This window comes from Olegusella sp. (assembly GCF_057238325.1).
In genome coordinates this window covers 1-17,888 of record NZ_DBHHGF010000013.1, presented here as the reverse complement: position 1 = coordinate 17,888, position 17,888 = coordinate 1, and the positions used below count along the sequence as shown (strand labels likewise).

At 51.8% G+C, this 17,888-nt stretch carries 14 protein-coding genes and 1 pseudogene; 14 read left to right on the top strand and 1 reads right to left on the bottom strand.

What is annotated here, in order from left to right; genetic code table 11:
• Positions 1-62 precede the first annotated feature (62 nt).
• From ACO5JD_RS08410 to ychF, 11 genes and pseudogenes are all read left to right on the top strand, one after another.
• Positions 63-1,265: a phosphopentomutase gene (locus tag ACO5JD_RS08410; protein WP_484989118.1), complete on the top strand. Its 1,203-nt coding sequence runs from the start codon at positions 63-65 to the stop codon at positions 1,263-1,265.
• Complete coding sequence (gene deoD / locus ACO5JD_RS08405; RefSeq protein ID WP_484989116.1) at positions 1,258-1,980, top strand: purine-nucleoside phosphorylase; 723 nt, start codon at positions 1,258-1,260, stop codon at positions 1,978-1,980. Before ACO5JD_RS08410 ends, deoD begins: the two co-directional genes overlap by 8 nt.
• A 159-nt stretch (positions 1,981-2,139) precedes the next feature.
• The gene (locus ACO5JD_RS08400) at positions 2,140-3,207 is read left to right on the top strand and encodes a BMP family lipoprotein (protein ID WP_484989114.1); all 1,068 of its coding nucleotides are present in this window, start codon (positions 2,140-2,142) and stop codon (positions 3,205-3,207) included.
• Between the two features lie 83 nt (positions 3,208-3,290).
• Positions 3,291-4,820 (top strand): ABC transporter ATP-binding protein, encoded by a 1,530-nt coding sequence (locus ACO5JD_RS08395; RefSeq protein WP_484989112.1) that lies wholly within the window; start codon positions 3,291-3,293, stop codon positions 4,818-4,820.
• The gene (locus ACO5JD_RS08390) at positions 4,817-5,947 is read left to right on the top strand and encodes an ABC transporter permease (RefSeq protein ID WP_484989110.1); all 1,131 of its coding nucleotides are present in this window, start codon (positions 4,817-4,819) and stop codon (positions 5,945-5,947) included. The genes ACO5JD_RS08395 and ACO5JD_RS08390 overlap by 4 nt, the downstream gene beginning before the upstream one ends.
• Complete coding sequence (locus tag ACO5JD_RS08385; protein ID WP_021626840.1) at positions 5,940-6,860, top strand: ABC transporter permease; 921 nt, start codon at positions 5,940-5,942, stop codon at positions 6,858-6,860. The genes ACO5JD_RS08390 and ACO5JD_RS08385 overlap by 8 nt, the downstream gene beginning before the upstream one ends.
• A gap of 163 nt (positions 6,861-7,023) precedes the next feature.
• Positions 7,024-7,467, top strand: a complete 444-nt coding sequence (locus ACO5JD_RS08380) for a cytidine deaminase (protein ID WP_021626839.1) — start codon at positions 7,024-7,026, stop codon at positions 7,465-7,467.
• Positions 7,464-8,795 (top strand): pyrimidine-nucleoside phosphorylase, encoded by a 1,332-nt coding sequence (locus ACO5JD_RS08375; protein WP_484989108.1) that lies wholly within the window; start codon positions 7,464-7,466, stop codon positions 8,793-8,795. Before ACO5JD_RS08380 ends, ACO5JD_RS08375 begins: the two co-directional genes overlap by 4 nt.
• Positions 8,796-8,891: 96 nt before the next feature.
• Positions 8,892-9,778, top strand: a pseudogene (locus ACO5JD_RS08370) (GRP family sugar transporter).
• A 78-nt stretch (positions 9,779-9,856) separates the two neighbouring features.
• Positions 9,857-11,131 carry a 4Fe-4S binding protein gene (locus ACO5JD_RS08365; protein ID WP_484989106.1) on the top strand — a complete coding sequence of 425 codons (1,275 nt, stop codon included), beginning with the start codon at positions 9,857-9,859 and terminating at the stop codon, positions 11,129-11,131.
• A gap of 82 nt (positions 11,132-11,213) precedes the next feature.
• The gene (ychF, locus tag ACO5JD_RS08360) at positions 11,214-12,278 is read left to right on the top strand and encodes a redox-regulated ATPase YchF (RefSeq protein WP_484989104.1); all 1,065 of its coding nucleotides are present in this window, start codon (positions 11,214-11,216) and stop codon (positions 12,276-12,278) included.
• A gap of 108 nt (positions 12,279-12,386) precedes the next feature.
• Here the strand turns inward: ychF and ACO5JD_RS08355 are convergent, their stop codons facing one another.
• Positions 12,387-13,484 carry an LCP family protein gene (locus tag ACO5JD_RS08355; protein ID WP_484989102.1) on the bottom strand — a complete coding sequence of 366 codons (1,098 nt, stop codon included), beginning with the start codon at positions 13,482-13,484 and terminating at the stop codon, positions 12,387-12,389.
• A 222-nt stretch (positions 13,485-13,706) separates the two neighbouring features.
• Between ACO5JD_RS08355 and guaA the strand changes: the two genes are divergently transcribed.
• From guaA to ACO5JD_RS08340, 3 genes are all read left to right on the top strand, one after another.
• Complete coding sequence (gene guaA / locus ACO5JD_RS08350; protein WP_484989100.1) at positions 13,707-15,299, top strand: glutamine-hydrolyzing GMP synthase; 1,593 nt, start codon at positions 13,707-13,709, stop codon at positions 15,297-15,299.
• Positions 15,300-15,381: 82 nt separating this feature from the next.
• Positions 15,382-16,590 carry an ATP-binding protein gene (locus tag ACO5JD_RS08345; RefSeq protein ID WP_484989098.1) on the top strand — a complete coding sequence of 403 codons (1,209 nt, stop codon included), beginning with the start codon at positions 15,382-15,384 and terminating at the stop codon, positions 16,588-16,590.
• A gap of 76 nt (positions 16,591-16,666) precedes the next feature.
• On the top strand, positions 16,667-17,491 hold the full coding sequence (locus ACO5JD_RS08340; RefSeq protein WP_484989096.1) for an alpha/beta fold hydrolase: 825 nt from the start codon (positions 16,667-16,669) through the stop codon (positions 17,489-17,491).
• The last annotated feature ends 397 nt before the right edge of the window (positions 17,492-17,888 follow it).

Here is a 17,888-nt window from a genome sequence, read left to right as displayed (position 1 = left end):
GGTCGTATCAATTTCTGCAAGTGGACATATGTCACGACAAAATCTGAGGGCAAGGTGATTGGATGAAGAAGAGGGTCTTTATTGTTGTGCTGGATAGCTTTGGCATTGGCGAAGAGCCTGATGCTCCAGAGTACGGTGACGAGGACAGCAATACTCTTTGTGCATGCGCAACCAGCCCCCACTTCTCCATGCCCAATCTTCAAAAGCTTGGCTTGTTTAATATCGATGGTGCGCTTGATTCCGTCTATGACGTAGATCTTAAGCCTGTTGATGCACCTACCGGCGCATTTGGTCGCCTGCGTGAGGCTTCCAAGGGCAAGGACACCACTGTTGGTCACTGGGAACTTGCAGGCGTTATTTCACCTGAGCGTTTCCCGACCTATCCTGATGGTTTTCCTGCAGAGATTATTGAGGAATTTGAGCGCCAGACTGGCCGTAAGGTTCTCTGCAACAAGCCCTATTCTGGCACGGATGTTATTCGTGACTATGGCCGCGAGATGGTTGAGACTGGCTCGCTGATTGTCTACACCTCTGCTGACAGTGTCTTCCAGATTGCTGCACACGAGGATGTTGTTTCCTGCGAGCAGCTCTATGAATATTGCCGCATTGCTCGCAAGATTTTGACTGGCAAGCATGCAGTTGCCCGTGTTATTGCTCGTCCCTTTATTGGTGAGGAAGGCTCCTACACCAGAACCCCGCGTCGTCATGACTTCTCGCTGGAGCCTACGGGCGAGACTATGCTCGATGCTCTGACCAAGGCTGGCGTTGACGTTATCTCTGTTGGCAAGATTTATGACATTTTTGCTCACCGTGGCATCAAAGAGTCCATCCCTACTACGGGCAATCCCGAGGGTATCGACCGCACTATCGAACTGCTTGATCGCGACTTTGAGGGCCTTTGCTTTGTCAACCTTGTTGATACCGACATGATTTATGGTCACCGCAACGATGTTGATGGTTATGCCAAGGCGCTGGCTTATTTTGATGAGCATATGCCGACCATTCTTGGCAAACTTCGCGAAGGCGATCTCTTTATGGTGTCCGCTGACCACGGCTGTGATCCTGTGACACCTTCAACTGACCATTCCCGCGAGTATGTACCTTGGGTTATCGCAGGCCCTCAGGTGCGTCCTGGTGCCAACCTTGGTACCAGCACTACGTTTGCTGATGTTTCTGCCACTGTTCTTGACTACCTGGGTGTTCCTGCTCTTGAAAATGGCACGTCTCGTTTGAGCGATATCTTGGAGGTTGCTGATAATGCCTAATGTACCGACTCCGCACAATGCTGCCCTTGAGGGTCAGATTGCAAAGACCGTCCTTATGCCGGGTGACCCCCTGCGCGCACAGTATGTGGCAGAGCACTATCTTGAGGATATGACCTGCTTTAATACCGTTCGTAATATGCTTGGGTTCACGGGCACCTACCAGGGACAGCCTGTCTCGGTTATGGGTGGCGGTATGGGCATTCCTTCCGTAGGTATTTATACCTACGAGCTTTTTAACTTCTACGATGTTGATCAGATTATTCGCATTGGTAGCGCGGGTGGTCTTGCTGAGGGTGTGCAGCTTCGTGACTTGGTAATTGGTATGGGAGCCTGCACCGATTCCAACTACGCGGCACAGTTCAACATGCCAGGTACGTATGCTCCTATTGCCGATTACGATTTGCTCCGTCGTGCTGTCAACAAGGCCGAGGAACTGGGTGTTCCTACACGTGTCGGTAATGTACTGTCTGCAGATGCTTTCTACAATGCAGATCCTACCGTCAACGAGCGTTGGGCATCCATGGGCGTTCTTGCTGTCGAAATGGAAGCAGCGGCTCTCTATCTCAACGCTGCCTATGCAAAGAAGCGCGCGCTCTGCTTGCTTACCGTCTCTGACCTGCCGTTGTCTGGCGAGGCACTTCCTGCTGAGGAGAGGCAGACCAGCTTTACACAGATGATGGAGGTTGCCTTGTCTTTGGCTATTCCTGAGAAGTAAGGGATTACAACAGCTGGTCTGGTCGGCTGGCTGCATTCGAGCGTCTGCCCTGCGACGCAGATGTTCGTATATTTGGCTTTACATGGGAAGCAAAACCCATGGAAATCATATTGGGGGGCTGGGGCCCCAAAGTAAGGTTTTAGAAAGAAGGGAACTACTATGCAGGACATTTCGCGCAGGCACTTTCTGGGTACCGCAGCGGCTTTCGCAGTAACCGCTGGTCTGACGGCATGCGGCGGCGGCAACGCTGGTGGTGCTGGTTCCGCTGACGCTGGCAAGAGCGGCAAGGACTACAAGATCGAGATGGTTACCGACACAGGTGGCGTCTCTGACCAATCCTTCAACCAGAGCTCTTGGGAGGGCCTGCAGCAGCTGGAGAAGGACAATGGCTGGACCGTTCAGTATATTGAGTCCAAGCAGGAATCCGACTACGCTACCAACCTCGACAAGGCAGTCGACGATGGTTCCAACCTCGTTTGGGGCATTGGTTTTGCAATGGCTGACGCTGTTGCTCACTCCGCAAAGACCAACCCTGAGGTGCAGTTTGCCGTTATCGACAATGCATTTGAGGATGCACCCAAGAACCTCATCGGTGTTACCTTCCGTGCTCAGGAGCCTTCTTTCCTCATGGGCTATATTGCCGCTCGTACCACCAAGACCAACAAGGTTGGCTTTGTCGGCGGTATCTCCGGTGTTGTTATCGATCAGTTTGATTATGGTTATCAGGCTGGCGTTGCTTATGCCAACAAGGAGCAGGGCACCAATGTTGAGGTCCAGGGTCAGTATGCTGACAGCTTCTCTGACTCCGCAAAGGGCAAGGCTATTGCTTCTAAGATGTATTCCAGTGGCTGCGATGTAGTCTTCCACGCAGCAGGCGGCGTTGGCGCAGGCGTTATCGAGGCTGCTAAGGAAGCCAATAAGTTTGCTATCGGTGTTGACCGCGATCAGGCTTACCTTGCTCCCGACAATGTCATTAGCTCTGCCCTGAAGCGTGTTGACAAGGCTATCGTTGAGGTTTCCACTAAGATTCAGGCTGGCGACATTGAGGGTGGCACCAATATTGACCTGGGCTTCTCTGAGGATTGCGTAGGCATCCCTGAAGAGCACAAGCTCATTGATGACGAGGTTTACAAGGCAGCCATCGAACTCGGCGATAAGATCAAAGCTGGCGACATCAAGCCTCCTTTCAACAAGGAGACCTATGACGAGTACATCAAGACTCTTTAAGTCATAGCTCGTAACGCTGGGGCGGGGCACCTCGGACATAGTGCGAGGTGCCCCGCTTGTCGAATGTGTCGCAGGGGGAGAACATGGAAGTCAGTCCAGATTACGCTGTGCAGATGCATGGCATAGTCAAGGTGTTCGGGTCATTCCGAGCCCTTGACGGGGTTGACCTCGACGTGAAAAAGCAGTCAATCCATGCAATCCTGGGAGAAAATGGTGCTGGCAAGTCCACGCTCATGAATGTCCTATATGGACTCTACCAGGCTGATGGAGGAGATGTTTTTCTCAACGGTGAGAGGGTCAGCATTACTAGTCCTACCGAAGCCATCAAGCATGGCATTGGCATGGTTCACCAGCACTTTATGCTGGTAGAAAACTTTACAGTTACCGAAAATATCGTCCTTGGTGAAGAGGTCTGCTCTGGCGCAGGCGTACTCGATATGGCCAAGGCACGCCAAGAAGTTGTCAAGATTGTCGAGGAGTATGGTCTCGAGGTCGATCCTGACGCATTAATTGAGGATATTACTGTCGGCATGCAGCAGCGTGTCGAGATTCTAAAAGCACTCTATCGTGGTGCCGATACTCTGATTTTGGATGAGCCGACGGCAGTTTTGACTCCACAGGAGATTGAGCAGCTCATCAAAATCATGCGTGATTTGGTAAGCAAGGGTAAGACCATCATTATCATCACGCACAAGCTCAAGGAGATTATGTCTTCTGCTGACGAATGTACCATCATTCGTCGTGGTCGCTATATGGGTACCGTTGATGTCTCAAAGACCAACGAGACTGAGTTGGCTTCCAAGATGGTTGGCCGCCATGTCAACCTGTCTGTTGATAAGGGTCCTGCCAATCCTGGTGAGACTGTCTTGTCCATCCGTGATCTACACGTCAAGGACGATCGTGGTATTGAGGTTGTTAAAGGCCTCAATCTTGATGTACGCGCTGGCGAAATCGTGGGTATTGCTGGTATTGATGGTAATGGCCAGAAGGAATTTGTCGATGCTATCGATAATCTCGTCCATGCTGAAGCAGGCACCATCGAGATTAAGGGCAAGCAAATCCAAAACACCACTCCAAAAACGACCATTGATACCCGTGTTGCCACGGTACCTTCTGATCGTCACCGTTGGGGCTTGGTTTTGCCCTTTACTGTTGCTGAAAACGCAGTTCTTGAACGCCACAACGAAGAGCAGTTTGGTCATGGCATCATGCTTGACCTTGCCAAAGTTGAGGAGTTCACCCGTGGCCTAATCGAAGAATATGACATTCGTCCTGAGGGCTGCGAGACGCACACCGCATCTGGTCTTTCGGGCGGCAACCAGCAAAAAGTCATTATTGCTCGCGAAGTTTCTAGCGAGCCTGATTTGCTTGTTGCGGTACAGCCTACACGTGGTCTCGATGTTGGCGCTATCGAATTTGTGCATAAGGCGCTGATTCGCGAGCGTGATCGTGGTGCAGCAATTCTGCTTGTCTCGCTCGAACTCGATGAGGTTATGGACGTTTCGGACACCATCGCTGTTATTCATGACGGCCAAATCGTAGGCAGCTTTGCTCAGGGAACGGTCACCGAGGAGCAGGTTGGTCTCCTGATGGCAGGAGGAGGCAACAAATGAAAACGATAGTTAAGCTCCTGAGAAAGCCAATTGCCGCTTCGATTTTGGCAATTGTTGTAGGTTTTATTATTGCAGCGATTGTTCTGGCTGCTGCCGGATATGCACCTGGTCCTTCTTTTGCTGCCATGTTTAATGGCATGATTGGTCGTCCCAAGTACATTTCTAACGTTATCATCAAGGCGACGCCAATCATCCTGACTGGCACGGCTGTTGCCTTTGCCTTCAAAACAGGCCTTTTCAATATTGGTGCTGAGGGGCAGTATATCCTTGGTACGATCTGTGCTGTTATTGTTGGCGTGACCTTTAATCTTCCACCCTTGCTACAGATTCCTCTGGTTATCTTGGCAGGCACCCTTGGCGGCGCCCTAGGCGGAGCTGCGGTTGGTTGGCTCAAAGCTAGGTTTGGTATTAATGAGGTTATTACCAGCATTATGTTTAACTGGATTAGCCTTTATCTCTGCAACTTTGTTGTCAACACCCAGACTTTCCACCAGCCTGAGTCTACAAGTACCTTCCCAGTGAATCCCTCCAGTTACACGATGATCCTTCCTCAGTGGAAACTTTCGGAAGAAGGTCTTAATGCCTTGAGTGGTACACCTTGGCTTTATGAAGTGCTGGTCAAGACAGACGTCAATATCGGCATTCTCATTGCAGTTGCCGCTGCCATTCTGATTGCCGTGCTGCTTAAGCGCACCAAGATTGGCTATGAGATGCGCGCTGTTGGTCTCAATCGCGAGGCCGCTCAGTTTGCAGGCATCAATGTTAATCGCAATATTGTGACCTGCATGCTTATCTCGGGTGCTCTCTGTGGTCTTGCTGGTGCGTTGTCTGTGACGGGTCTTGAGCCCCATAATATCTCGACGCTTGCCGCCTTTGAGAACAACGGCTTTAATGGCTTGTCCGTTGCCTTTATTGCTGGTTCCTCGCCCATTGGCTGCATTTTTGCTGGTTTGCTTTTCAGTGGCCTCATCTATGGTGGACAGAGTGTTCAGCAGGTTATGGGTGCACCATCTGACATCATTAACATCATGATTGGCACGATTGTGTTCCTTATGGCACTCTCGCAGATTGTCCCCATGATTGCTGACAGGCTCGAGCGCAAGCCAAAGGGGGCCGAAAATGCTTAATAGCTTGTTGCTTCTTATCGGAATTACTTTGATGTACTCCACTCCTTTGGTCTTTGGCTCTCTGTCGGGTGTCATCTCCGAGCGCTCTGGTGTTGTCAATATCGGTATCGAAGGCATGATGGTCGTAGGTGCTTTTACCGCCTCTGCCGTTTCGTATTTCACGGGCAACCCTTGGTTGGGCTTCTTGATGGCAGGTATTGCTGGCGCTGCTATTGCCTTGTTGCATGCGGGTGCATCGGTAACCTTCCATGCTGATCAGACCGTATCCGGTGTTGCTATTAACTTGCTGGCGCCTGGTATTGCTCTGTTCTTTTGCCGTCGTCTCTTTGACAATGCAGCTATGACGCCCGTGTGCACTACTTTACCCAAGCTCTTTGGCGAAGGCGCACTTAATGGCACTCCTTATGCCAGTCTCAATGTTGACGTGACAGTTGCTTTGGGTTTTGCTGCAGCTCTCATTATGTGGTTTGTTCTATACAAGACCAAGTGGGGTCTGCGTATTCGTGCTGTTGGCGAGCACCCTGCAGCCGCTGATACGCTGGGCATTAATGTCGAACGCACGCGTTTTATTTGCGTGTTGATTTCGGGCATGCTTGCTGGTTTTGGTGGCGCTTCCGTCACGCTCGCAATCGTTTCTCAGTTTACCCAGACAGCTATTAGTGGCCAGGGCTTCATCGCACTTGCCGCCGTCATTTTTGGTAAATGGAAGCCCCACGGCGCTTATGGTGCCTGCCTGCTCTTTGGCTTGGCTCAGGCTCTGACCGTGGTTCTTGGTGGTGGAAGCATTGCTATCCCCAGCCAGCTTATGGCAATGCTGCCCTATGTACTGACCATCATCGTGTTGGTTCTCTTTGTTGGTCGCTCCGCTGCTCCCAAGGCAGATGGCGTGCCCTATTTGAAGGGTAGTCGCTAAGACCACAGGGGCTTCCGAGTGTGATTCTAAGGCACGGCCGCACTTGCTCACCCCCTTCCTGCAAGGGCGGTCGTTGCCTAGAATCAGCTGTTGAAGTTTGCTTAGGAATTCTTGCCCGTCTCGGCCACTTAGGCGGGACGGGTATTTGTTTGGGAGGTAGCAGATGGACAAGCAGGCTTTAGTTAAAGAAGCTATCGCTGCACGTGAAAAGGCATATACGCCATATTCACATTTTGCGGTAGGGGCAGCGCTGCTGGGTGCTGATGGCAGCTTGTGGCACGGCTGCAATATTGAAAATGCATCCTATACCCCCACCAATTGTGCAGAGCGCACAGCATTTTTCAAAGCGGTGAGCGAGGGTTGCAATACATTTTCAGCTATCGCCATTGTGGGCGGAGCAGCGGGTTTGCCCATTAGCGATTGGTGCGCTCCTTGTGGCGTGTGTCGCCAGGTTATGCGTGAGTTTTGTGACCCCGAGACCTTTGAGATTGTGCTTGCATGCTCTGAGAGCGAAATCAAAACGTATCTATTAAAAGATTTGCTGCCATTGGGTTTTGGACCTCAAGATCTTGAGGTGGCAGCGCAAAAGGAGGCGAATGCCCAATGAGGATGTACGACATCATTGAGACCAAACGCAATGGTGGAGAGCTAACTGACGAGCAGATCAAGTTCTTTGTTGATGGCTATGTATCGGGTGATATTCCTGACTATCAGGCATCAGCATTGTGTATGGCTATTTACTTCCGTGGCATGACACCTCATGAGACCGCGACACTGACCATGGATATGGTAGCTTCGGGAGATGTTGTTGATCTCTCTGACATCCCTGGCATTAAGGTAGATAAGCATTCTACTGGTGGTGTTGGTGACAAAACCTCGCTGGTCATTGCTCCTCTTGTTGCCTCCCTAGGCGTGAAGACTGCAAAGATGAGTGGTCGAGGCTTGGGTCATACGGGTGGCACCTTAGACAAGTTGGAGTCTATCCCTGGTCTTTCAACCTCGGTTGAGCGTGACCGTTTTGTTGAGATTGTCAGCAAGGTTGGCGTGGCCATCATTGGTCAGACGGGCAATCTTGTTCCTGCCGATAAGAAGCTGTATGCGCTGCGCGACGTTACGGCAACGGTGGATAGTCTGCCGCTCATTGCTTCGAGCATTATGAGCAAAAAGATTGCCGCTGGTTCTGACAAGATTTTGCTCGACGTTAAATGTGGTAGCGGTGCCTTTATGAAGACCGTCGATGACGCCATTACGCTGGCACAGGCTATGGTTGAGATTGGTGAGCATGTGGGTCGTACTACGGTTGCCATGATTACCGATATGGGTCGCCCTCTGGGCAATTGCATTGGTAATGCTCTTGAAGTGGCTGAAGCCGCTGCAACGCTGCAGGGCAAGGGCCCCAAAGACCTTACCGATATCTGCATCGAGCTGGCAGGCAACATGCTTTATCTTGCAGGCAAGGGCGAGATGGAAGAGTGCCGTGCGCTTGCACGTCAGCAGATTGCCAATGGTTGCGGCTTGGCAAAGTTCAAAGATATGGTCGCTGCCCAAGGCGGCAATGCAGCACTGCTTGATAATCCCTTTGAGCAGCTAGTTGAACCCCGCATCAAGCGTGAGGTTCTTGCCAAGGAAGCTGGTTATCTCTACGCAATGGATACCGAGCGCTGTGGCATCGCTTCTGTTGCGCTTGGTGCAGGTCGTGCCAAGAAGGAAGATTCCATCGATTATTCTGCGGGCATTGTTCTGGCCAAGAAGAGCGGAGATGCTATCGCCGAAGGCGATGTGTTGGCAACGCTTTATGCGGCGACAGAACAGCTTTGTGATGAGGGTGAGCGTGTCTTCCGTTCTGCTTTGGATATTCGTCCTGAGCAGCCCAAGGCGATTCCTCTATTCCATGCACGTGTAACGCGTAATGGTGTTGAGCGTTTGGACGCCTAAACTTTTCGAATGGAGACGCGCTGGTGGTTGTTTACTGGTGCGTCTCTTTTTGTATCCTTATAGGTTCTTTTGTTGTCTGTTGCAGATGGGGGATGGATGCTCGCACTTCTTGTGGGACTGATACCGGCTTTTGGTTTTGGCATGATTGGTCCAGTAATGCAACTTATCGGGGGCAACGCTACCAACAAGCAGATGGGTATGGTGCTAGCTGCGCTCGCGGTCTCAGTTGTGATGTTGATAGTGCGACCTCCTCTGTGGTCTGTAACTTTGTTGTTGGCAGCAGCAGTCAATGGCATTTCTTGGAGCTTTGCAGAGATTTTGCTTATCAAGAGCTTTGACGCGTTGGGCGTCTCTCGTGCAGCACCAATTTCTACCGGTCTGCAACTACTTGGCGCCTCTGCGGTGGGTGTCTTATTTTTGGGCGAGTGGCGCCGCGAAGGTCAGTTGTTGGTGGGCTGCATTGCATTGGTACTGGTTATTCTGGGTGTTTTTCTCTCATCACGTCCTGACAAAGCTGAAAATGACAAGCAGAGCAACTCAGGCGCCCATGGCTTCTTCTTGTTATTGCATCTTCGGCGTTTTACGTGAGTTATGCTGCATCAGGAAATCTTTTTGCTGTTGACGGGCTTGATCTGCTTTTTCCACAGGCACTCTTTATGGTGGTGACAACAGCATTAATTGGTCTGCCTATGTGTAAGTGGAAATTATTTGGCTCAGATGAAGCACTTTTTGGACGCAAGACCTGGCAAAATCTTGGTTCTGGAGCCTTTTTTGCTGCGGGTAATGCCTGCGTATTGATATCCAATCAACTCAATGGTCTAGCGGTTGGCTGGACACTCTCTCAGCTAAATGTCATTGTTTCCACGCTGGGAGGCTTGATTTTGCTGCACGAACGTCGCTCTGCGCGAGGCCTCAAGCTGGTAATTGCGGGGATGACCTTGGTTGCGCTGGGCGGTATCCTTATTGGATTTACCAAAGGCTAGGTTGTTCCCAGCCATTTTTACTTCCTCTACGCTGCTACAATTACTCTTTGTCGTACGCTATGTGAGAGGGGGAGTGGTATGGCTAAAGAGCGCGACATGATTGATGAAATCATCGATCTGCAAGATAATTTTCAGGCTGTTCGCAATCCTTTGGGCAATGTTGCCGATCAGCTGATGGGCGATCCTGATGCGATTCCTCATTACAACCCCGCTGATTACAAGGATAAACCGCGTATTAGCCTGCCCTCTTGCCTTCGTTCGACCTCTGATGGTCAGGATGTGTGTGACCGCTGCGCTCGGGTGTGTCCTGTTGCAGCCATTACCTATGATGGCAAGAAGGTCATCGTTGAGGATAACTGTCGTAAGTGTGGACTCTGTATTGCTGCGTGTCCCACCGAAGCATTTATTGCTCGTCGCCAGATGGCGCGTAATTTGTACGATGAAATTGCTCGTGTGGCAAGCACCTATGACGATTGCTATGTGACCTGCACACGTGCCTTGGGGCGTCTGCCCAAAGACAATGAGGTTCTGCTTCCCTGTGTGGGTGTTATACCCTCGGAACTGTGGTTTTCTTTGCTTGCAGAGTATTCCAATATCAGTGTCTATCTGCCGTTGGGCATTTGCGATCGCTGTCGTACTGTTACGGGCGAAGAGTATTATTCCGAAGCGATTGCAGAAGGTGAAGAGCATTCAATTTTTAGCGTGGGGCTTGAGGTTGACGAGGCCGACATGACTCATGAGCAGAGCCGTGCATTCAAGCGTCGTCAGTTTATTAGTAGTATGGCTCAGGCGGGTACAACACTAGTTACAGCTGGTAATCCTGCAGTTTCGGGTGTACAGGCGGTTGCCAATCGTATCAAGGCGCGTAGCAATCAGATTAATACCTTGCAGCGCACACTTGAGCAGGTCACAGGTATGAAAAATGAAGAGCTACGTCGCCGTCAACTTACCCAAAAGCGCAAGTTGGTGTTGTCAACGCTACAGTCCCATCCCGAACTTGCTGACAGGATGGTTTGGGAAGTCCCCGCATGTGATGCATCGCGTTGCACGGTTTGTGGTGACTGCGTTAAGGTTTGTCCTGTTCGTGCCTGCAGTTTGGATGCAGCGGGGCATTTCTCGGTGGAACCCACCTATTGCGTTAACTGTGGTGCGTGCGTGCAAGTGTGTCCAGAACACGCCTTAGAGATGAAACGCATTAACTCAAGCGAGATGATTGTGCCAGATCCTGCTGCCGAACAAGTGGCAAAACAGAGGGCACAGATTCAGGCTGCCAAAAAGAAGAGTAAGAAGATGTTAAAGACGGGACTTTCTGCGCTTGAGACTTTTGCGGATGAGTTGAGCAAGTCGGAATAGCTTAGATTGATCGCACGGGTCTGGCAAAGACCATACAAGGAGTGTGTCCGCAGAGGCGGGCGAACAGACAAGGAGTAGTAGCATGGCCCTTTCTATCGGCATCGTGGGATTACCCAACGTCGGTAAGTCAACTCTTTTTACCGCTTTGACCAAGAAGGGCGGCCTTGCAGCAAACTATCCCTTTGCAACTATCGACCCTAATGTCGGTATTGTCGATGTACCCGATGAGCGTTTACAAAAGCTAGCAGATATTGTGCATCCAGCACGGATTGTGCCAGCAACCGTTGAGTTTGTTGATATCGCAGGGCTGGTTAAAGGTGCAAACGTAGGCGAGGGATTAGGCAATCAGTTTCTTTCCAACATCCGCAATACAGATGCTATCTGCGAGGTTGTACGGTATTTCTCTGATCCCGATGTCGTACATGTAGATGGTCGTGTTGACCCTGCTTCTGATGCGGAAACCATCCAGACAGAGCTCATCTTGGCCGATTTGGGGACTCTTGAGCGCGCTATTCCCAAGCTTGAGAAGGAAGCAAAGCGCGACAAAGAAAAGGCTCCCAACCTTGCTATTGCAAAGCGCCTGCAAGACTGGCTTGGCGAGGGCAAGCGTGCGGCTGATCTTGATATGAGCGATGAAGAGCGTGCTGCAGCACATGACCTGTTTTTGCTCTCAATGAAGCCCATGCTTTATGTGGCAAACGTCGATGAGGACAAGGTTGCTGAGACACCTGCCCCCATCAATGGACAGACACCTATTCCCATCTGTGCTGAGGTAGAAGCAGAACTTGCCGAGCTTGATGAGGCAGAGGCCGCTGAATACCTTGAGTCGCTGGGCTTGGAACGTAGTGGACTGGAGACGTTGGCTCAGGCAGCATATCGTCTGCTGGGACTGCATAGCTATTTCACTGCTGGTGAGAAGGAGGTCAAAGCGTGGACTGTACGCATTGGCGCCAAGGCTCCCGAGGCTGCCAGCGTTATCCATTCTGACTTTGAGCGTGGCTTTATTAAAGCGCGTACGATTAGCTTTGACGATTATGTTGCATTGGGCGGTGAAGCCGGTGCCCGCGAGGCGGGCCGTATGCGCATGGAAGGCAAAGATTACGTCGTCCAAGATGGTGACGTAATGGAATTCATGTTTAACGTCTAGGCGCTGAGCTCTCAACACAGACCTTATCTGGCATGTATGTATACAAAAAGTGCAGTACCGCAAGGTATACCGCACTTTTCTTGATGGTGTCTTGCTTGCGTCTGGAGGCTAGTCGCCTTTGTCCATCTTTGCGGCAATACCTGCGGTATCGTCGTAGCTATTGCCGTCGTAGGGGCTTAGTCCCTGGTCAACACGTTCCATCATGTGTTTCCATGCTTCAACATCCAAAATCTCATACCAGATGCCCGTTGAATCATCAGAGGTGGTGGGGGTCATACCACCCATCACATTTTTGTCTACATCAAGATTGGACATTGAGGTAGCTAGACCCAGGATAGAGTTGACATTCATATCGGTAGTAACCATATCGGCCATGCTTGAAATCGCAGCAGTCATTGTGCCTGGGTCGCTGCGCAAGACTTTTTTAATTACAGCTCCAATGACCATGCGCTGGTTGGCAGCACGATAACGGTCACCATCGCCGTACTCGTCATAGGCATGGCGTGCGCGACACAATAGCGTTGCTTCCTTGCCGTTGATGTGCTGATGACCTTTCTTAAGGTCAATGCCAGTGTATTCGGAATCTTTTACATCCACAGGTAAGTCAACGTCAATGCCCCCAACGGTGTCTACAACCTTTGTCAAACCATCCATGTCAACTTCGGCATAGTGGGAAATCTTGACGCCTGCAAGCTTCTCGATAGTCTTGATGGAGTAGGGGGCACCGCCAAAGGTAAAGGCAGCATTAATCTTTTGCTGACCATATTCATCTAAATCGACAAGAATATCGCGGTGAATTGATACTAGGGTCACTTTAATTTCTTTGGGGTCAACGCGTGCGAGCATGATGGAGTCAGAGCGATAGCTACTATCGGAAGGGCCGTATTCAGTACCATTGGCGCGATGCTGGTCTTTGTCGATACCAAGCAGAAGGATGTAGAAGGGCTCTCCATCTTGTACCTCGGTTAGAGCGCTTAAGGTATCCTGGCTAACACCGCGGGCAAGGCGGGAGTTAATGCCATTGATATAAGCCCAAGCAACGCCGACAAAGGCAAAAAGCGAAACTACAAGCGTCACTGCAACGACTGCAAAAACGTGGCGACGAGTCCTCTTGTGTCTCTTTTTCATATATTTGGCGGTGGCATCAGATCGTGAATACTCCTGCGCCGTGTCTGTAGCATCAAGCTGCTTGTGTTTGCGAGACAAAACAGCCTCCCATGTCGCTTGTCCGAGCATATGCGCGTAAAAAGCCGTTGATGCAGATAAACCGCGCAAAGCCTAACCATGTAATGGTATCAGCAGACGCATATCCCCTCACGATGAACATATATATTACGTTCCTACTCCATGGTATGCGGTCTCAATAGCCCTATTATGTGCAGGTGGAAATAATTGCGCCCGTAGACGGCGTGTCGGAATGGAGGAAGTATGGCAAACAACAAGCCTCAGCAGTGGGTTGCAGTGCTGGACTTTGGCGCTCAGTATGGTCAGCTCATTGCACGTCGCGTGCGCGATTTGCAGGTGTATTCGGAAATTGTTCCCTGTGATATTTCCGCTTCTGAGCTTGCTGATATGAAGCCTTCGGCAATTATTTTGTCCGGTGGCCCTGCTTCTGTTTATGCCAAAGATGCACCAGATATGGATGCATCAATTTTTGAGCTTGGGGTGCCTGTACTGGGCTTTTGTTATGGTGAGCAGGTTATGGCAGTCAAACTGGGTGGCGAGGTTGGACATGCGGCTACAGGTGAGTATGGTCCAGCGATGTTGTTGCGTGATGGTCGCTCGGCGATTCTTGCGGATACGCCAGTTGATGGTCAGACCGTGTGGATGAGCCACCGTGATTGTGTGGTTCGTGCGCCTGAGGGTTTTGAGGTGACGGCACACACGGATGTATGTTCCGTGGCGATGATGGAGTGTCCTGAGCGCAAGCTGTATGCCATGCAGTTTCATCCCGAGGTGCGCCACACCGAGTATGGGCGTCAGATGCTTGAGAACTTCCTCTTTAACGTGTGTGGCTTGGCGGCCGATTGGACAATGAATAATATTGTTGAGCAAAAAGTTGCTCAGATTTGCGCTGAGGTGGGGGAGCGTAAGGTTATCTTGGCGCTTTCCGGTGGCGTAGATTCCTCGGTGGTGGCAGCGCTGGTGCATCGCGCTATTGGGGATCAGTTGACTTGCGTTTTTGTAAACCATGGAATGTTGCGCAAAGGCGAGCCAGAAATGGTCGAGCAGGTCTTTCGCAAGCAGTTTAATGTGCCACTGGTACATGTACATGCTGAGCAGCGCTATGCGGATCTGCTTGCTGGTGTCACTGAGCCGGAAGAAAAGCGTCGTTTGATTGGTATAGAGTTCTGGAAGGTCTTTTTTGACGAGGCTAAGAAAATCGGCGATGTTGAGATGCTGGTACAGGGCACGATTTATCCCGACATTATCGAGAGTGGCGCGCGCAAGACGGGCGGCAAGGCGAGCACTATCAAGAGTCACCACAATCTGATTCCCTTCCCTGAGGGTGTGCATTTTGATTTGATTGAGCCTCTCGATCACTTCTTCAAGGATGAAGTGCGTGAGTTGGGTGTGAGCTTGGGGCTGCCAGAGGATATGGTGTATCGTCAGCCTTTCCCAGGTCCCGGCTTGGCGATTCGTATTATTGGCGAAGTAACACCCGAAAAGCTGGCTATCCTGCGCGATGCCGATGCTATTGTGCGTGAGGAGTTGGATGCGTACAATGCGCGTCTTTTTGAGGAGACGGGCGAGAGGAATAGCGAGCATAGTTGCTGGCAATATTTTGCGGTGCTGCCTGATATTAAGAGCGTTGGCGTGATGGGAGATGAGCGCACCTATGCGCGTCCTGTGATTGTACGTGCCGTAGAGTCAAGCGATGCAATGACAGCTGACTGGGCAAAGTTGCCGTATGACGTGCTGGGTCGCATTAGCGGACGCATCGTAGGCGAGGTAGCTGGCGTCAATCGCGTTGCGTATGATGTCACGCCCAAGCCACCCGCGACGATCGAGTGGGAATAGGTCAAATTTGGGAATGATATTCCCAAATTTGACCGCATTAATACGAGATGAGACAATTACCTCCGGATAAAGGAGATAACTCATGTACATCAGGCGCGAAATCGAGTCGACCATCGACGCCATGCTCACGCAGGGCAAGGTGGTCCTCGTCACCGGCGCACGGCAGGTCGGGAAGACAACGGTGCTCAAAGAGCACCTTGGGGACACCTTTAGCTACGTCTCGATGGAGAACCCGCGCGACTACCTGCTGGCCAAGCAGGACGCAGTGCTCTTCTTTGATTCGCATGACTTGCCTCTGATCATCGACGAGGTCCAGCGGGCGCCCGAGCTGTTCTCCCCTGTGAAGTGGATTGTCGACCAATCCGACCAGAGGGGCCGCATCGTGCTCACTGGGTCGCAGACGTACCATCTGATGAAGGGCGTGAGCGAGTCCCTGGCCGGCAGGATCAGGATTCTCGAGATGTCCTCCCTCAGCCTGAGGGAGGACATCGGGGCGGCGGACAACCCGCATCCCTACGTTCCGGCACAAATTGCTAAGCCAAAACACGTGGAGGACTTGGATATCTGGAGCATCATCCACAGGGGCTCTATGCCAGAGCTCCAGGATAACTCCGTGGATTGGGACTCCTTCTACTCGGATTACGTATCCTCATACCTCGAACGCGACGTCCGCGACCTCATAAACGTGAAGGACGAGGCGAAGTTCTACAGCTTCATGGTCGCATGCGCTGCAAGATCGGGACAGCTTTTCAATGCCACCGACATCGGAAACGCAATCGACGTAGACCATAAAACAGTCAAGGCATGGCTCTCGGTGCTCCAGGCCTCGAACATCGTGAGAATCGTCCAGCCGTTCTGGCCGAACGTGGACAAGCGCCTCACCAAGACCCCGAAGATCTTCTTCATGGACACGGGGCTCGTGTGCCACCTCACTCGCTGGACCACCCCCGACCAGCTCCGCAACGGGGCGGTAGCCGGTCACGTCTTCGAGACGTTCGTCGTCTCGGAGGTGCTCAAGAGCTACATGAACGCAGGCGCCAACCTTCGCGACGTGTGGTTCTACCGCGATGCGAAGAAGCGCGAGATCGACCTCGTCATACAGGAAGGGCACGTGCTGCACCCCGTTGAGGTCAAGACTGCCGCCACCGTTGGCGGCGATGCCGTCAAGAACTTCGGCTGCCTAGAAGGTCTTTCTGATTACGAGGTCGGGTTCGGGCACGTGGTCTGCCAGACCGACGAACCCTATTTCGTGACGCGTGACGTTCAGGCTGTCCCGGTCTGGGAGATCTAGTCGTCCTCAAGCGAGTACCTGCCAAAGACGCCACGGCTGCCTGTCCAGCTAAAAACCTGATTGCGAAAGATTCAACATGCCTCAAACCTTGCATGAGCGCGTTTACCACACCAGCAGCGGCAATGTCTTCTATTGGATAGACGCTTCTGCTGACACGGACGCACCGTGGCTTGTATTTCTTCCTGGTCTTACTGCCGACCACACCATGTTCGACGCACAGATGGCGTATTTCTCAGGTAAGGCAAACTGCCTGGTATGGGATGCTCCTGCACATGGGAAGTCGCGCCCATATCCGCTTGACTTCTCCATGGACGATTGCGCCCGTATTCTGCACGCAATTTTGGAGGCTGAGAGCATCAAAGACCTCGTGCTTGTGGGCCAGTCGGTCGGCGGCTACGTTGCACAGGCGTTCATCGACCTCTATCCGAGAGAAGCTGCCGGCTTCGTCTCCATTGATTCAGCGCCGCTCAAGAGGAAGTACTACCCGACGTGGGAGGTCAAAGCGCTGCGCCATACCAAGGGGATGTACCAGTTTGTGCCCTGGTCGTGGCTGAAGGCGCTGGGATCGTGGGGCGTGGCAACAACCGCCCAGGGGAAGGCCGGCATGCGTTCCTTCATCGAGAGCTACGCCAAAGAGGAGTATGTGGAGCTCGCCGCGCACGGCTACAAGATGCTCGCCGATGCTGTTGAATCTAGGCGCGCTTACAACATTGACTGTCCGGCGCTCTTGCTCTGCGGGGAGAAGGACCATGCTGGCGATGTGAAAGTGTTTAACCGTAAATGGGCTGCTGGCGAGAAGATCCCTCTCGTGTGGATACCTGGAGCAGGGCATAACTCGAATGTTGATAATCCTAGCTTTGTGAACAGTAAGATTGGGCAACTCATGGTTGCGCTGAAATAGTGTTGGGTAACTGCAGCCTCTTCTTGCACATTTTCGTTAGCACGATGAGCGACATTTGTAGATCCACATTGCGTTCTATGTAGTCACTTCCTTCGCTTTAGAGTGTATTTCCCCAGATCATTGCCATCACTCTTCGCTCGGGATTTGTCACTCTTGGGTCGGGGAGCGGCCCACCCCGTCGGCGCCCCTTTCACCCATGTAGTCAGTTGCGCACAACCGAACTGCGTTTCCGCAGGTCAAAGCTATCACTCTTCGGTCGGACGAAAATACTCTTCCCAAGTGACTACATCGCATGTAGTCAGTGCTGACTACAGGGTGACTACACGGCTCTCTCGATGAAAGAGTAGAAGGAATCCCAGCTCACCTGCCCCGCTGACTACACGGAAACGGGCTATGC

Excerpts from the sequence above, each read along its gene's own strand:
- ACO5JD_RS08410 (WP_484989118.1), top strand. The coding sequence starts at position 63 with ATGAAGAAGAGGGTCTTTATTGTTGTGCTGGATAGCTTTGGCATTGGC.
- deoD (WP_484989116.1), top strand. The coding sequence starts at position 1,258 with ATGCCTAATGTACCGACTCCGCACAATGCTGCCCTTGAGGGTCAGATT.
- ACO5JD_RS08400 (WP_484989114.1), top strand. The coding sequence starts at position 2,140 with ATGCAGGACATTTCGCGCAGGCACTTTCTGGGTACCGCAGCGGCTTTC.
- ACO5JD_RS08395 (WP_484989112.1), top strand. The coding sequence starts at position 3,291 with ATGGAAGTCAGTCCAGATTACGCTGTGCAGATGCATGGCATAGTCAAG.
- ACO5JD_RS08390 (WP_484989110.1), top strand. The coding sequence starts at position 4,817 with ATGAAAACGATAGTTAAGCTCCTGAGAAAGCCAATTGCCGCTTCGATT.
- ACO5JD_RS08385 (WP_021626840.1), top strand. The coding sequence starts at position 5,940 with ATGCTTAATAGCTTGTTGCTTCTTATCGGAATTACTTTGATGTACTCC.
- ACO5JD_RS08380 (WP_021626839.1), top strand. The coding sequence starts at position 7,024 with ATGGACAAGCAGGCTTTAGTTAAAGAAGCTATCGCTGCACGTGAAAAG.
- ACO5JD_RS08375 (WP_484989108.1), top strand. The coding sequence starts at position 7,464 with ATGAGGATGTACGACATCATTGAGACCAAACGCAATGGTGGAGAGCTA.
- ACO5JD_RS08365 (WP_484989106.1), top strand. The coding sequence starts at position 9,857 with ATGGCTAAAGAGCGCGACATGATTGATGAAATCATCGATCTGCAAGAT.
- ychF (WP_484989104.1), top strand. The coding sequence starts at position 11,214 with ATGGCCCTTTCTATCGGCATCGTGGGATTACCCAACGTCGGTAAGTCA.
- guaA (WP_484989100.1), top strand. The coding sequence starts at position 13,707 with ATGGCAAACAACAAGCCTCAGCAGTGGGTTGCAGTGCTGGACTTTGGC.
- ACO5JD_RS08345 (WP_484989098.1), top strand. The coding sequence starts at position 15,382 with ATGTACATCAGGCGCGAAATCGAGTCGACCATCGACGCCATGCTCACG.
- ACO5JD_RS08340 (WP_484989096.1), top strand. The coding sequence starts at position 16,667 with ATGCCTCAAACCTTGCATGAGCGCGTTTACCACACCAGCAGCGGCAAT.